Origin of the sequence: Aeromonas sp. R4-2 (assembly GCF_040908295.1) — a bacterium.
GTDB classification, from domain to species: Bacteria; Pseudomonadota; Gammaproteobacteria; order Enterobacterales; family Aeromonadaceae; genus Aeromonas; species Aeromonas veronii.
The window spans coordinates 604459-619456 of record NZ_JBFODL010000014.1; the positions used below are offsets into that span (position 1 = coordinate 604459).

At 54.1% G+C, this 14998-nt stretch carries 14 protein-coding genes; 8 read left to right on the forward strand and 6 right to left on the reverse strand.

Features of this window, described 5'->3' with window-relative positions; translation table 11 throughout:
- Nucleotides 1-48: 48 nt before the first annotated feature.
- The 6 genes from AB5Y99_RS13275 to AB5Y99_RS13300 all read right to left on the reverse strand — a co-directional run bounded on the left by AB5Y99_RS13275 (nt 49) and on the right by AB5Y99_RS13300 (nt 4058).
- Nucleotides 49-234, reverse strand: coding sequence for a hypothetical protein (locus AB5Y99_RS13275; protein WP_128836170.1), 186 nt, complete (start codon nt 232-234; stop codon nt 49-51).
- Nucleotides 235-276: 42 nt separating this feature from the next.
- Nucleotides 277-852, reverse strand: coding sequence for a NifB/NifX family molybdenum-iron cluster-binding protein (locus AB5Y99_RS13280; protein WP_257725103.1), 576 nt, complete (start codon nt 850-852; stop codon nt 277-279).
- Nucleotides 849-1163 carry a DUF134 domain-containing protein gene (locus AB5Y99_RS13285; protein WP_005338107.1) on the reverse strand — a complete coding sequence of 105 codons (315 nt, stop codon included), beginning with the start codon at nt 1161-1163 and terminating at the stop codon, nt 849-851. Before AB5Y99_RS13285 ends, AB5Y99_RS13280 begins: the two co-directional genes overlap by 4 nt.
- 225 nt (nt 1164-1388) lie before the next feature.
- Nucleotides 1389-2570, reverse strand: a complete 1182-nt coding sequence (locus tag AB5Y99_RS13290; RefSeq protein ID WP_368209868.1) for a dicarboxylate/amino acid:cation symporter — start codon at nt 2568-2570, stop codon at nt 1389-1391.
- Nucleotides 2571-2762: 192 nt separating this feature from the next.
- The gene (locus tag AB5Y99_RS13295; protein WP_368209870.1) at nt 2763-3314 is read right to left on the reverse strand and encodes a hypothetical protein; all 552 of its coding nucleotides are present in this window, start codon (nt 3312-3314) and stop codon (nt 2763-2765) included.
- Nucleotides 3315-3419: 105 nt separating this feature from the next.
- On the reverse strand, nt 3420-4058 hold the full coding sequence (locus tag AB5Y99_RS13300) for a TetR family transcriptional regulator (RefSeq protein WP_005359187.1): 639 nt from the start codon (nt 4056-4058) through the stop codon (nt 3420-3422).
- A 140-nt stretch (nt 4059-4198) separates the two neighbouring features.
- Here AB5Y99_RS13300 and AB5Y99_RS13305 point away from each other — a divergent pair, with 140 nt between their 5' ends.
- From AB5Y99_RS13305 to AB5Y99_RS13340, 8 genes are all read left to right on the forward strand, one after another.
- Entirely contained in the window at nt 4199-5392 is a 1194-nt protein-coding gene (locus tag AB5Y99_RS13305; protein ID WP_058057712.1) for an efflux RND transporter periplasmic adaptor subunit, read from the forward strand.
- A 17-nt stretch (nt 5393-5409) separates the two neighbouring features.
- Nucleotides 5410-8559 carry an efflux RND transporter permease subunit gene (locus AB5Y99_RS13310; protein ID WP_368209871.1) on the forward strand — a complete coding sequence of 1050 codons (3150 nt, stop codon included), beginning with the start codon at nt 5410-5412 and terminating at the stop codon, nt 8557-8559.
- A gap of 581 nt (nt 8560-9140) precedes the next feature.
- Entirely contained in the window at nt 9141-10226 is a 1086-nt protein-coding gene (gene rfbB / locus AB5Y99_RS13315; RefSeq protein WP_323891033.1) for a dTDP-glucose 4,6-dehydratase, read from the forward strand.
- On the forward strand, nt 10226-11113 hold the full coding sequence (gene rfbD, locus AB5Y99_RS13320) for a dTDP-4-dehydrorhamnose reductase (protein WP_323891035.1): 888 nt from the start codon (nt 10226-10228) through the stop codon (nt 11111-11113). Before rfbB ends, rfbD begins: the two co-directional genes overlap by 1 nt.
- Before the next feature lie 112 nt (nt 11114-11225).
- Nucleotides 11226-12104 carry a glucose-1-phosphate thymidylyltransferase RfbA gene (gene rfbA, locus AB5Y99_RS13325; RefSeq protein WP_323891037.1) on the forward strand — a complete coding sequence of 293 codons (879 nt, stop codon included), beginning with the start codon at nt 11226-11228 and terminating at the stop codon, nt 12102-12104.
- Nucleotides 12105-12162: 58 nt separating this feature from the next.
- Nucleotides 12163-12717, forward strand: a complete 555-nt coding sequence (gene rfbC, locus AB5Y99_RS13330) for a dTDP-4-dehydrorhamnose 3,5-epimerase (RefSeq protein ID WP_323891039.1) — start codon at nt 12163-12165, stop codon at nt 12715-12717.
- Nucleotides 12710-13558 carry an ABC transporter permease gene (locus AB5Y99_RS13335; protein WP_323891041.1) on the forward strand — a complete coding sequence of 283 codons (849 nt, stop codon included), beginning with the start codon at nt 12710-12712 and terminating at the stop codon, nt 13556-13558. Before rfbC ends, AB5Y99_RS13335 begins: the two co-directional genes overlap by 8 nt.
- Nucleotides 13548-14960: an ABC transporter ATP-binding protein gene (locus AB5Y99_RS13340; protein WP_323891043.1), complete on the forward strand. Its 1413-nt coding sequence runs from the start codon at nt 13548-13550 to the stop codon at nt 14958-14960. Before AB5Y99_RS13335 ends, AB5Y99_RS13340 begins: the two co-directional genes overlap by 11 nt.
- Nucleotides 14961-14998 lie beyond the last annotated feature (38 nt).

Sequence of the window (14998 nt, forward strand, 5' to 3'; positions counted from 1 at the left end):
CCTTATTTTGCCGACCTTCTATCTGCGGCTATGGCGGCTGCGCTCAGGTTACTGTTTGGGCGTCGGCTCGCTGATTTGGTAGAGGTGATCCGCGCAGGCACTGGAGCAGCCACAGGGGCGTACCTCTTTATCTTCCCGTTTCTGGGCAAGCTGGTATTGGCGCCACCAGATGATGGTGCCCATGGCCAGGATCAGCACGAACGAGGCGAGCAGGCTCAACAACCAGATGGACATGATCTCTTCTCCTTGATGGTGATGACATGCACGGCGATGGCATCAGTGATGATGGCAGCAACCGCCCTGCTGGTTGGCGCCTTCACTGCCGTGACAACAAGTATGGCCTTGCAGTGGGCTCTCTGCTTGATTGCCACTACTGGCGCAACAGTGATTGGATCCACTGTTGCAACCACCGTGACAATGGGGGTGGCCTGCGCCGACGGGCTGGATGGCACGGATAGTCGCCTTGCTCTGATGACGACGAGACGGACGGCCCTGACTTGCCTCGGTAAGAGGTTGCAAATTGGTGGGGGCTAGCAGCGCGGGCAGCGGCAGGCGGGCAGAGCGACACTGCAGCACCCGGATATTGGCCGCCAGCAGGCGCCCCAGCATTCGCTCGCCGATATTGCGCACCACCACCTGACCCACCTGATGATGGGCGAGGGCGTCGAGCAGCGCTTGCTTGCCGTGGCAGCCTTCGGCGGCGGCCGGGTTAGCCAGGGTGGCGATGACGTTCCCTTCGGGATTAAGAATTTGCAGCTGCTCGGCACGGGTAAAGTGGCCAGCCAGCAGCCCCTGACTCAGCATCAGGGCGCTGTTGCAGAGGGTGGTGGTCATGGTTGTGACAGCATTCATGTCGGTTCTTCTCCACTGGTTGGGTGGTCGGGCTCGGCGGGTTGCATCATCAATGCCTTGCCCAGACTCAGACATTCCACCACCTTGTAGCGCCCTTTTTTCAGGATATTGGCCAGGGTCTGGCGGGAGACCCCCATCACCAGGGCGGCCTCCTGCTGCTGCATTCCTTGAAGGTCGACGAGGCGCAGTGCTTCGAACTCGTCAGGGGCCAGCGTGACCTGTTCCAGCTGATGCATGGGGCGGCCGTTGGGTTTGAAGCAGCTGTTGGCGGGGCGGCCACAGATCTGGCGGGCAATCTTGGGTCTTGGCATGGTGGCTCCTAATTGGCATAAGCCATTTATACGCTCATATGTGGCATATGCCAATAATTTTGTCGGGTGTAGAGAGCTGCGCGAATGCTGTTTACGGCAGAGGGGGGTAAAGAGAGGGAGGAGGAATACGTACAAAAGCAGTGAAGGTGGCAGAAACGACGCAGGCCCGAACAGAGGTTCGGGCCTGCGGTTTTTGCAGAGGATGGTCGGGCCTTCTCGGCGAGCTTATGCCTGTTCGGCCTCGGCCACGGGGGCTGTGTTCTCGCTGCCATTGGCGAAGCGATCCGCCCACAGGGCAATCACGCCGTCACCGGTGACGTTGCAGGCGGTGCCGAAGCTGTCCTGCGCCAGATAGAGGGCGATCATCAGGGCGATGGAGGCTTCACCAAAGCCGAGCATGGAGGTGAGCAGACCCAGCGCCGACATCACGCCACCACCCGGGGCGCCCGGGGCTGCGATCATGATCACCCCCAGCATCATGATGAAGGGGAGCATGGTCTCGATGCCCGGAATGGCCAGATGCTCGGAGAGGAACATCACCGCGGTGGCGCAGGTGACCAGGGTAATGGTGGAGCCACAGAGGTGAATGGTGGCACACAGCGGCACGGTGAAGTTGGCGATACCGTCGCTAACGCCGTTGTTCTTGCTCGATTGCAGGGCTACCGGAATGGTGGCGGCGCTCGACATGGTCCCCAGCGCGGTGAAGTAGGCGGGCAGCATGTTCTTGATAAGCTGCGCCGGTGAGCGGCCAAGGGCCAGACCGGTACCCACGAACAGTACGGAGAGCCAGATCCAGTGCATCAGGATCGCCATCACCAGCACCACGCCGAAGGTTTTCAGAGTGGCGAACACAGTGCCTTCTACCGTCATCTCGACAAAGACCCCGGCGATATAGAACGGCAGCAGCGGGATGATCACCTTGGCCAGCAGGCGGTCGATGATGTCACGACCCTGATCGGCGACCCGGCGCAGATCGGTGGCCTGGGTGGCGCTGATGCCGATGCCGAACACGAAGGCGGCGGCCAGCGCCGACATCACGCCAAACAGCGGCGGGATCTCCAGATTGACGTAGGAGGTGAGCTTGATGGCCGTGGTCGTGGTGGGCTCGGCGGCGGTGGTGAACTGCGGGATAAGGTGGCTCGCCACGGTAAAGGCGAACAGCCCCGCCAGAATGGTGGAGCAGTAGGAGAGGGCCACGGTTTTGCCCAGCAGCTTGCCGGAGTTTTTCGGCAGGCTTGCGATGCCGCTCATGATAAAGAACAGAATGATGAGCGGAATGGTGAAGGTGATCAGCTGACCTATCACTGTCTTGGCCGTAAACAGCACGCGCGCCACCCACTCAGGGGCGTAGAGACCGAGCAAGAGACCGGCAAGGATGCCAGCAATGAGTTTCAGGACAAGTTTCATAAGGAAATCCGGAGTTGGTTGTATTGTCTGTTTTGTTATTAAAATTTGATATTAATCACACTTTTTAACACGTAAGCCGTGTTATGTCTGCCTTTTCTGCGTTAACGCCGAGTTAAATATTGTCGAAAGCCAAGATCGCCGACTAGCTGTCGGCTTGGCGTTGAACGGGAAAATCCGTGATGAATTAGCCCGTTAGGTGGCCTGATGATCGCTACGCAGCAACATGACGTACTGGCTGGCGTGTTGACCTGTGCATGATGGCGTGTTGGTAGAGGCGGTTTCCAGCGGCGCCAGTTGTAGCGCTATCCCGGATGTGGTGACCAGTTGCTGTAGCTGATGGTGACTTATCTTGCCGCTTGGTTGCAGGGGGAAGCAGATCGGAGCGCCCGCTTTGAGCAGGGTCGCCAGCTGTCGCAACTGGGAAACAAGGGTGGCCGCGTCGCCATCAAGCGGGCGGCTTAGCCAGATGCCATCGTAAGGGAGCACCGAGTGCATCTTCGCCAGCGGGCAGACCCGCACCGCTTGCCCGGATTGCTGCGAGGCGACTTTGGCGTCGGCCAGTACCGCTTCACAGGCGGTGACCACATACCCTTCTGCACGCAGCCAGCACAGATCCTCCCCCATACCGCACTGACCATTGAGCAGGTGAGCACCGGGTTTAAGACGCACCACAAAGGCAGCCCGAGCGCGGGCATGCTGGTCGTTTAATGGCCGGGAAGCGGGGATGGCGTCAGAGTGTGGCACAGGGGTTACCTCAAGCAGGGGGCGCACAGGGTAACAAATCGGGGCCTGACTGCCAAAGCGCGCGGTCAGGCCCCGATTTGGATGGGTGGGAGTTGCCGGAGCCGGTTAGCGGCCGCAGGCAGGCCCGTGGGGTTGGGCCAGCATGGTGAACATGCTCTCTATCATAAAGGCGGATTCGCCCTGCAGGTCGATCCGCCCCGGAAAGTGGAGCCAGTTGATGATGTAGCCATCCAGAGTGCAGTGGAGCAGGGTGGCGGCGCGCTGCAGGTTGAGGTTGGCGGGCAGTTGGCCCCGCCGTACCGCATTGGCCAGGGTGGTCTCCAGGTCCCGAAAGAAGTTGGCGGACTGGCTGCGGATATGCTCGCGCAATGAGATGGCTTCCCCCTCCAGCGATTCGAGATTGAACAGGATAGTGAACATCTGCCGCTGGGCCGGATTGTGAATGAAGCTGTGGAGCACCCCTTCGAAGAAGAGGCGCAGTTGCCCCAGCGGATCCGGCTCATCTGGATTGAGGCAGGCATCGAGCTGGTGGGCGAGGGGGCTGCAGAGCTCCTGCCAGAGCGAAATGAAGAGTTCATCCTTGTTCTTGAAGTGCCAATAGATGGCCCCGCGGGTCAGGTCTGCCGCCCTGGCGATGTCGGTCAGGCTGGTCTTGGCCAGGCCCTGAGAGCAGAACAGATCCAGCGCCGTGCTCATGATGTGGCAGCGGGTTTGCTGCGCCTCTTCTTTGGTTCGTCTGGCCATCGAAATTTGTGCCTCATGCAAGCAAAAAGTCACTTACATACATTTATGAATGTATGTATATTGCCTCATCTTTCGACTATTTACCAACAGGGCCCATGCGGCCCTGATTGTTCATTGACTGGCAAAGGCTCAGGTGTTTCATGCATAAACATATTCTTGCTCGTTCAGTTGGTCTTGCCTTGCTGGCTACAGGCTTGCTGGCAGGTTGTGGTGACAAGGGGGGCGTACCCCAGGGACAGGGCGACATGCCCCCCGCGGCGGTCAACGTGGTGACCCTGCAGAGCGGTCCGCTGATGTTGACCACCGAGTTGACTGGTCGCAGCGCCCCGTTGCGGGTGGCCGAAGTGCGTCCGCAGGTGAGCGGCATCATCCTCAAGCGCCTCTTTACCGAGGGAAGCGATGTGAAGGCGGGCGATCTGCTCTATCAGATCGATCCGGCTGTCTATCAGGCGGCGGTTGCCAGCGCCAAGGCCAATCTGGCCAAGGCCGAGGCCAACGAGCAGAGTGCCCGCCTCAAGGCGCAGCGCTATCAGGAGCTGCTCAAGGTCAAATCCATCAGCCGTCAGGACTATGACGACGCCGACGCCAGCTGGAAGCAGGCCAAGGCGGAGATCATGGCGAGCAAGGCGGCCCTGCGCACTGCCGAGATCAATCTCGGTTACACCCGCATCACCGCCCCCATCAGTGGCCGCATCGGTAAATCCGCGGTGACCGAGGGGGCACTGGTGACCGCCCAGCAGGCTGACAGCCTGACCGCCATTCAGCAGCTCGATCCCATGTATGTGGATGTGCGTCAGTCCACCGCCGATCTGCTGCGCCTCAAGCGACTGGTCGCCGAGGGCAAGCTGACCCAGGACGAGCAGAAAGGGGCCAAGGTGACCTTCCAGCTGGAAGATGGCTCCACTTACGGCGAAGAGGGCTCGCTGCAGTTCTCCGATGTGACCGTAGACGAGACCTCCGGCATGGTGACCCTGCGAGTGATTGTGCCCAACCCTCATCAGCTGCTGCTGCCCGGCATGTTTATGCGCGCCACCCTGCAAGAGGGTGAGCGGGCGCAAGGGCTGCTGGTGCCGCAAACTGCCGTGACTCGCACCCCCAATGGCGGCGCCACCGTGATGGTGGTGACCGCTGACAACAAGGTGGAGCTGCGCAACGTGCAGCTGAGCCGTGTCGTTGGCAGCAACTGGGTGGTGGAGTCAGGGCTCACCTCCGGCGAGCGGGTGATCGTGGCTGGCTTGCAGAAAGTACGACCGGGCGCCGTGGTCAATCCCGCCGAGCAGGGTGCTGATGCACCGTCTGCTCAAGCTGCGTCCAACACCCCGGCCAACAAGTAGGATGGAGTAATCGCCTCATGGCTCGATTTTTTATAGACAGACCCATTTTTGCCTGGGTGATCGCGCTGGTGATCATGCTGGCGGGTAGCCTGGCCATCATCAAATTGCCGGTCGCCCAGTATCCGAGCATTGCGCCGCCAGCTGTCGGTATTTCTGCCAGCTATCCGGGTGCATCCGCCAAAACGGTGGAAGACTCGGTAACTCAGATCATCGAACAGAACATGACCGGGCTGGATCACCTGCTCTACATGTCCTCCCAGTCTGACTCCGCGGGGCGGGTGTCGGTGACCCTCACCTTCCAGCCGGGGACAGATCCCGATATCGCCCAGGTACAGGTGCAGAACAAGCTGCAGCAAGCGATGTCGCTGCTGCCGCAAGAGGTGCAGCAGCAGGGGATCCGGGTGCAGAAGACCTCCAGCAGCTTCCTGATGGTCGCGGCCTTCATCTCCAGCGATGGCTCGATGAACAACGACGATCTGGCGGACTATGTGGTCTCCAATATCAAGGAGCCCCTGAGCCGTCTGGACGGGGTAGGGGACATCACCTTGTTCGGTAGCCAGTACTCCATGCGGGTCTGGCTCGATCCCAACAAGCTCAACCGGGTGCAGATGACCCCGGGTGATGTGCAGGCAGCCATCAAGGCGCAGAACGCCCAAGTGGCGTTCGGCAAGCTGGGTGGCACCCCATCGGTGGAAGATCAGCAGTTCACCGCCACCATCATGGGGCAGACCCGTCTCTCTACCGTGGAGCAGTTCAACGACATCCTGCTGCGGGTGAATCAGGATGGCTCCAAGGTACGGCTGAAAGATGTGGCCCGGGTCGAGCTGGCAGGCGAAAGCTATGACGCCGATGCGCTCTACAACGGTCAGTCTACCGCTGCAGTCGCCATCAAGCTGGCTACCGGCGCCAACGCGCTGGATACCGCTGAGAAGGTGCGTGCCAAGCTCAATGAACTGTCGGATTACTTCCCGGCCAACATGGAGATCGTCTACCCCTACGACACCACGCCGTTTGTGAAGATCTCCATCGAGGAGGTGGTGCAGACCCTGATCGAGGCGATCTTCCTGGTGTTCTGCGTCATGTATCTGTTCCTGCAGAACTTCCGCGCCACCCTGATCCCGACCATTGCGGTGCCTGTGGTGCTGCTCGGTACCTTCGGGGTGATGGCGGCGTTCGGCTTCTCCATCAACACCCTCACCATGTTCGGTATGGTGCTGGCCATCGGCCTGCTGGTGGATGACGCCATCGTTGTGGTGGAGAACGTGGAGCGTCTGATGAGCGAGGAGGATCTCTCCCCGCTGGAAGCCACCCGCAAGTCGATGACCCAGATCACCGGCGCACTGGTGGGGATCGCGCTGGTGCTCTCCGCCGTGTTCGTGCCGATGGCCTTCTTCGGCGGCTCGACCGGTGCCATCTATCGCCAGTTCTCGCTGACCATCGTCTCGGCCATGGTGCTGTCGGTGCTGGTGGCGTTGATCCTGACCCCGGCCCTTTGTGCCACCCTGCTCAAGCCGATGAAACATGGCGAGTTTGGTGCCAAGCGCGGCTTCTTTGGCTGGTTCAACCGCGCCTTTGATGCCGGTACCAACCGCTATCAGAGCGGCGTGCGCAAGGTGATCAAACAGGGCTTGCGCTACAGCCTGATCTACGGTGCCATGCTGGCGGTACTGGCAGTGCTCTTTATGCGAATGCCCACCTCCTTCCTGCCGGAAGAGGATCAGGGGGTCATCATGTCCATGGTGCAGCTGCCGGTGGGGGCCACCAAGCAGCGCACCGAGGTGGTGCTGGCGGACATGCGCGACTACTTCCTGAAAAACGAGAAGGATAACGTTGACTCCGTACTGACCGTATCCGGCTTCAGCTTCGCCGGTAGTGGCCAGAATGCGGGGATGGCCTTTATCAAGCTCAAGGACTGGAGCGAGCGCAAGAGCCCGGATCGCAGCGCCAATGCCATCATCGGCCGCGCCATGGGCTATCTGTTCAGCATCAAGGAGGCGCAAGTGTTCGCCTTCAACCTGCCTCCGATCCCGGAGCTGGGGACGGCGACCGGTTTTGACTTCTTCCTGCAGGATCGCGGCGGTATCGGTCACGACAAGCTGATGGCGGCGCGTAACCAGCTGCTCGGCATGGCGGCGCAGGATCCCACCCTGGTGCGAGTGCGCCCGAACGGGATGGAAGATACGCCGCAGCTCGATATCAAGATCGACTACGAGAAGGCGCTGGCACAGGGGCTATCCATCGCAGATATCAACAACACCCTGGCTACCGCCTGGGGCTCGTCCTACGTCAATGACTTCGTCGATCGTGGCCGGATCAAGAAGGTCTACATGCAGGCGGATGCCCCCTTCCGGATGAACCCGGAAGATCTGAAACTCTGGTATGTGCGCAACAGTGCCGGTCAGATGGTGCCCTTCTCCGCCTTTGCCAGCACCGAGTGGAGCTTCGGCTCGCCCCGTCTGGAGCGTTACAACGGCGTGCCGGCGATGGAGATCGTCGGTGAGGCGGCGCCCGGCAAGAGTACCGGTGATGCGATGGCCGCCATCGAACAGATGGTGAAACAGCTGCCGGAAGGGGTGGGCATCGAGTGGACCGGGCTCTCCTTCCAGGAGCGTCAGGCCGGTTCACAGGCACCTGCGCTCTACGCCATCTCCTTGCTGGTGGTGTTCCTCTGTCTGGCAGCCCTCTACGAGAGCTGGAGCATTCCGTTCTCGGTGATGCTGGTGGTGCCGCTCGGGGTACTGGGGGCCATTGTGGCTGCCACCCTGCGCGGGCTGGAGAACGACGTCTACTTCCAGGTCGGTCTGCTCACCACCATAGGCTTGTCGGCGAAAAACGCGATCCTGATCGTGGAATTTGCCAAAGAGCTCTATGACAAGGGGATGGGCTTGGGTGAAGCGGTGGTGGAGGCGGCACGCCTGCGTCTGCGCCCGATCCTGATGACCTCGCTCGCCTTTATCCTCGGGGTGCTGCCGCTGGTGATCAGCTCCGGCGCAGGTGCCAGCAGCCGCAACGCAATCGGTACCGGCGTGATGGGGGGGATGATCAGTGCCACCGTGCTGGCCATCTTCTTCGTGCCGCTCTTCTTTGTGTTGGTGATGCGTTACTTCACCAGCAACCAGAGCAAAGAGGCGCGCATGGCTGCAGCAGTTGAGTCAAAAGGTGACTGATGGCATGCAGGTTTAGCTAATTTGAACAGAGTTCAATAAATCGCCAGCCAGCTTTGGTCTGGCTGACAATCAAACAGGGCAACCCAATGGGTTGCCCTGTTTTTTGGTTAAAAATGTAAGCAAAAATTGCTTGGTTGTAAGAGGTAAAGCGTGACCCGAGCAGGCATTTCGTGACCTTGAGGTTGTGATGAGTCTCAAGTTGCCCCCATCACAAAATACTTTCGACTGTTCATCTTTGGGAAAAACGGGATAGAATTCCCTATCAAATCGGGCTGGTGCAGTGTGCCAACTCGCGGCATGTCCGTGAGAGAGGGTTGCGATCAACGCTGCCAAGACATAACGATGCTGGAGGCATGATGACCAAAGGCGTGAACAATATGGTAAAAAGCAGCAAGCTGGGGGCTGTAACCCAGGGGCGGTAGCCATGATGTTTGCCTGTCATCAATGTAACTTTTGCTTTGTCTAAAATGTCAGCTCTCGGATATTGAGTGAATTTTAGAGATTGCTTCAGCTCTTCAGCGTTTACTCCATTTCAGTCCGCACCTATCACATATCAACTCTTCGCAAGAGATAACATATCTATGAAAATTCTCGTTACCGGTGGCGCTGGTTTTATCGGCTCTGCCGTGGTGCGCCATATCATCCGTGATACTCAGGATGCAGTCATCAATCTCGATAAACTCACCTATGCCGGCAATCTGGAATCCTTGGCCGATGTATCGTCAAGCGAGCGTTATGCATTTGAGCAGGTGGATATCTGCAATCGCGCCGAGCTGGATCGGGTGTTTGCCCAGCATCAACCGGACGCTGTGATGCATCTGGCCGCCGAGAGCCATGTTGATCGCTCCATCACTGGCCCGGCTGACTTTATCGAGACCAATATTGTCGGCACCTATATGTTGCTGGAAGCGGCCCGCGCCTACTGGAATGGTCTGGATGATGTGCGCAAGGCGGCCTTCCGCTTCCACCATATCTCCACAGACGAGGTATATGGTGATCTGCCCCATCCGGATGAAGTGGCTGCCGGTGAACCATTACCGCTCTTTACCGAGACCACCCCTTATGCCCCCAGCAGCCCCTATTCTGCCTCCAAGGCTTCCAGCGACCATCTGGTGCGTGCCTGGCGTCGGACTTACGGCCTGCCGACCGTCGTTACCAACTGCTCCAACAACTACGGCCCGTACCACTTCCCCGAGAAGCTGATCCCGTTGGTCATTCTTAACGCGCTGGATGGCAAGCCGTTACCTGTCTATGGCAAGGGCGACCAGATCCGTGACTGGCTCTATGTGGAAGACCACGCGCGCGCGCTCTACAAGGTGGTGACCACGGGCTTGGTGGGGGAAACCTACAACATCGGCGGTCATAACGAGAAGCAGAATCTGGAGGTGGTACACACCATCTGCGATCTGCTGGACGAGATGGTGCCGAAGGCGGGCTCTTATCGTGAGCAAATCACCTATGTGGCGGATCGCCCCGGCCACGATCGCCGCTATGCCATCGATGCGACCAAGATGAGCAGTGAGCTTGCTTGGCAACCGCAAGAGACCTTTGAATCCGGTATTCGCAAAACTGTGCAGTGGTATCTGGATAACCAGCAGTGGGTCAACAACGTCAAGAGCGGTGCCTACCAATCCTGGATTGAGCAGAATTACGGGGAGCGTACCTGATGCATATTTTGCTGTTTGGCAAAAACGGTCAGGTCGGTTGGGAGCTGCAGCGTGCGCTCGCACCGCTGGGCCGCATCACTGCCGTTGATTTTGACTCCACCGATTATTGCGGTGATTTCAGCAATCCGGCAGGGGTGGCCGAAACGGTACGTCTGGTCAAGCCGGACGTAATTGTCAACGCCGCGGCCCATACCGCAGTCGACAAAGCGGAGAGCGAGCGGGAGTTTGCCGAGCTGCTCAACGCGACCAGTGTAGCGGCGATCGCCAACGAAGCGGAAGCATTGGGTGCCTGGTTGGTGCATTATTCCACCGACTATGTGTTCGATGGCAGCGGTGAACGCCCCTGGGTGGAAACCGATGCGACCGCCCCGCTCAACGTCTACGGCGAAACCAAGCTGGCCGGGGAACAGGGGGCTGCTCTCTGCGCTCGTCACTTGATCTTTCGCACCAGCTGGGTCTACGCCGCCCGTGGCGCCAACTTTGCCAAGACCATGCTGCGCTTTGGCAAAGAGCGTAGCGAGATGTCAGTCATCAATGACCAGTTCGGCGCACCGACCGGTGCCGAGTTGCTGGCTGATTGCACCGCCCATGCGATCCGTGTTGCGCAGCGCAAACCCGAGGTTGCCGGGCTGTACCATCTGATTGCCTCCGGTACCACCACCTGGTTTGACTACGCCCAGCTGGTGTTTGCCAAAGCCAGAGAGGCCGGGGTTGAACTGGCGGTGACGCAGCTCAATGCGGTGCCGACCAGTGCCTTCCCAACCCCGGCCAAACGCCCCCATAACTCCCGCCTTGATACCGGTAAATTCCAGCGCACCTTCGATCTGGTGCTGCCGGAGTGGACCATCGGTGTGGAGCGGATGTTGACCGAGATCCTCGGCAAGTAAATCACTGGCCAGGGATGTAGTGACTGTCTCCCTGGCTGGCAGGGATAAAACAGAAAGGTGTGGCCGCAAGCCACCCTTTTCTTTTTCAATTTAAAAATAAGAAACAAGCATCATGACCAAACGTAAAGGCATTATTTTGGCCGGTGGTTCTGGCACCCGTCTCTATCCGGTGACCATGGCTGTGAGCAAGCAGCTGTTGCCCATCTATGACAAGCCGATGATCTACTATCCGCTCAGCACCCTGATGTTGGCGGGTATTCGCGATATTCTGATCATCAGCACGCCGCAAGATACCCCCCGTTTTGAGCAATTGCTGGGTGATGGCAGCCAATGGGGCCTGAATTTGCAATACAAGGTCCAGCCAAGCCCGGACGGGTTGGCACAAGCCTTTATTCTGGGTGAAGAGTTTATCGGGTCAGACCCCTGTGCGCTGGTGCTGGGGGACAACATCTTCTACGGCCACGACCTGCAGAAGCAGTTGGCGGCGGCAGCGGCCAAAGAGAGTGGCGCTACCGTCTTTGCCTACCATGTGCATGACCCCGAGCGTTATGGGGTGGTGGAATTTGATAAAGAGGGTACCGCTATCTCTCTGGAAGAGAAGCCACTGGAGCCCAAGAGCAACTATGCGGTGACCGGCCTCTATTTCTACGACAACGGCGTGGTGGAGATCGCCAAGAGCCTGAAGCCATCGCCCCGTGGTGAGCTGGAAATTACCGATGTGAACCGTATCTACCTGGAGCAAGGCAATCTGTCGGTGGCCATGATGGGCCGTGGTTATGCCTGGCTGGATACCGGTACCCATGAAAGCCTGATTGAAGCGAGCAACTTTATTCAGACCATCGAGACCCGTCAGGGGTTGAAAGTGGCTTGTCCGGAAGAGATCGCCTATCGCCAGAAGTTTATCAGTGCCGACCAGATACGTGAGCTTGCTGCGCCATTGGCGAAGAATGCCTATGGACAATATTTGCTAAAAATGGTTGCCAAAGTCTGAAGTGATATGGCGGGAATATGCTCTCCCGATAAAGAGCGAATCAAATGTGGAAGGACAGATGAACATAATCAAAACATCAATTCCTGATGTGCTTATTTTTGAGCCCAAAATATTTGGTGATAAACGGGGCTACTTTTTTGAAAGTTATAATCATAATAAGTTTGAAAAAATTCTTGGTCATTCAGTAAATTTTGTGCAAGACAATCACTCTAAATCAGTGAAAGGAGTATTGCGAGGATTACATTTTCAATTAAATCCACATGCTCAAGGTAAATTAGTTCGCTGTGTCTCGGGTGAAATTTTCGATGTCGCAGTGGATATAAGAGATAGCTCGCCGACATTTGGAAAATGGGTTGGTTTAATTATTTCAGAGGAGAACAAAAAGCAAGTTTATATACCTGAGGGGTTTGCTCATGGATTTTATGTAATAAGTGACCTAGCTGAGGTAATATATAAAACCACAGCATATTGGAGTAAGGAACATGAGCGTAGTATACTTTGGTCTGATATAGACATTAATATAGATTGGCCGATATCTACACATCCTATTTTATCAGAAAAGGACGCTTGTGCAGTATCATTAAAAAAAATTAAAGAGTTAAATCATGAGTAATAAAGAGCCAGTTGTTATTGATAACAATGTAAGACCTCCAATTAACATATTTAAACTTGTTTTATCTATACAAGAAAATAAAGGTCTTGTTATTGCTTTAATAAAAAGAGACCTATTGAGTAAGTATAAAGGTTCCATACTAGGAGTTCTTTGGTCTTTTATCACACCATTATGCATGTTGCTTGTATACACATTTATGTTTAGTGTTGTTTTTAATGCAAGATGGGGTTCTAACGGGAATAAATCTGAATTTGCTCTAGTACTTTTTTCTGGGCTTATGATTTTCAATTTTTTTTCCGAGGTAATAAACCGAGCGCCAGGATTGATTTTAACAAATCAGAGTTATGTAAAAAAAGTAGTATTCCCATTAGAAACATTACCGTTTGTCATATGTGGGGCGGCATTAGTAAACTTGATTATTAGTTTGATCGTTTGGGTGTTATTTTATATATTTCTATTTGGAACCCCGCACATAGAAATTTTATTATTTCCTGTTATCTTACTTCCTCTTATGTTTATGACTGTTGGCATTACATATATTTTGTCCTCTCTTGGTGTATTTTTAAGAGATTTGGGGCAGTTTATTTCTGTGGTTTTAACGGCTATGATGTTTTTATCCCCTATTTTTTATCCAGTATCAGCGCTACCAACAGATTATCAAGTCTGGATGCAATTAAATCCTCTCACTACAATAATTGAGTCTAGTCGAGCTGTACTAATCAATGGTGAATTACCAGATTGGCGTCTGTACATCATGTATTTTGTAGTTTCATTTAATGTTATGTGGTTGGGATTTGCATGGTTCCAATATACTAAAAAAGGTTTTTCAGATGTCCTATGAAAATGATGTTGCAATTAAGGTTGAAGGCATCAGTAAGTGCTTTCAAGTATATTCTCATCCTAAAGACAGACTTAAACAGTTTATTCTTCCAAAAGCTCAAACACTCTTAAGTAAAGAAAAGAAAAAATATTATGAAGAGTTTTGGGCTGTTAAGGATGTGAGCTTTGATGTAAAAAAAGGGGAAAGTGTAGGTATTCTTGGACGCAATGGGTCTGGTAAGTCAACATTGCTGCAAATGATTTGTGGAACACTATCACCTACTAGTGGAAAAGTTACAACAAGAGGCAGAATTGCTGCATTGTTAGAATTAGGATCAGGTTTTAATCCTGAATTTACTGGTCGTGAAAATGTCTACATGAATGGTATGCTATTAGGATTAACTAGGGAGGAAATAGACCATAAATATGAAGATATAATATCATTTGCGGATATAGGTGACTTTATTAATCAGCCAGTAAAGACTTATTCTAGTGGTATGTTGATAAGATTGGCATTTGCTGTACAGGTACAAGTTGAACCTGATATTTTAGTTATCGACGAAGCACTGGCTGTTGGTGATGCTTTATTTCAAAAACGATGCTTCCAAAGAATAGAGCAGTTAACGTCTATTGGTACAACCTTACTATTTGTCTCTCACGATCAAGAGAGTATTAGAACCTTAACTAACAGAGCCCTTCTATTACAAAATGGTTTGCCACTCTCATGGGGTAAGTCATCTGATGTCATTTTAGACTATAGGAAATTATTACATAATGATGAAATGAAATATTTTTCTTCAATTACAGATAAATTGAAGAAAAATAATTTGACTGGAGCTACTTCAGTAACTAGCCAAGGGGAAACGGAAAAATTAACGTTAAATATCGAAAATAATACCAATGATAGCAACCGTTCCAACTCCTTAAGCTTTGGTGATGGAGTAGTAAAAATTAAATCAGTGGATATCATCAATGCCAGTACTGGAGAACCTTGTGCACTTTTTTATCCAGGGGATTTGATAGAAATAAAAATTAAATGCCATGTGACAGCAGATATAGAAAAGTTAAATGTCGGAATAAGAATTAGAAATAAAGAAGGTATTAAAATCTACTCTTGGGGTACGTTGAATCAAGATATGGCAATGATACATGCTAAACATGGAAGTACTGATGATACGTTTTGGTCGTTAAATCATAAAAAAGATGATGAGTTTATAGTATCGCTACGATTCAATTCTTCGTTGGGAATTAACTTATATGAGGTGCAAGCTTCAGTGAGTTATGAGGATACTCCTGATTACATGGCGCAGCGATTACTTCATTGGATTGATGAAGCTGCTTTTTTCCAAGTGTCAATGAAACGTGAAGAGCATTTTTTCGGTGGCGTATCTGACCTTCAAATGAAAGCTGTTTGGTACAATTAATTCTGCCATAGCTAAATTTTTTAAAAAATGGTATCCCA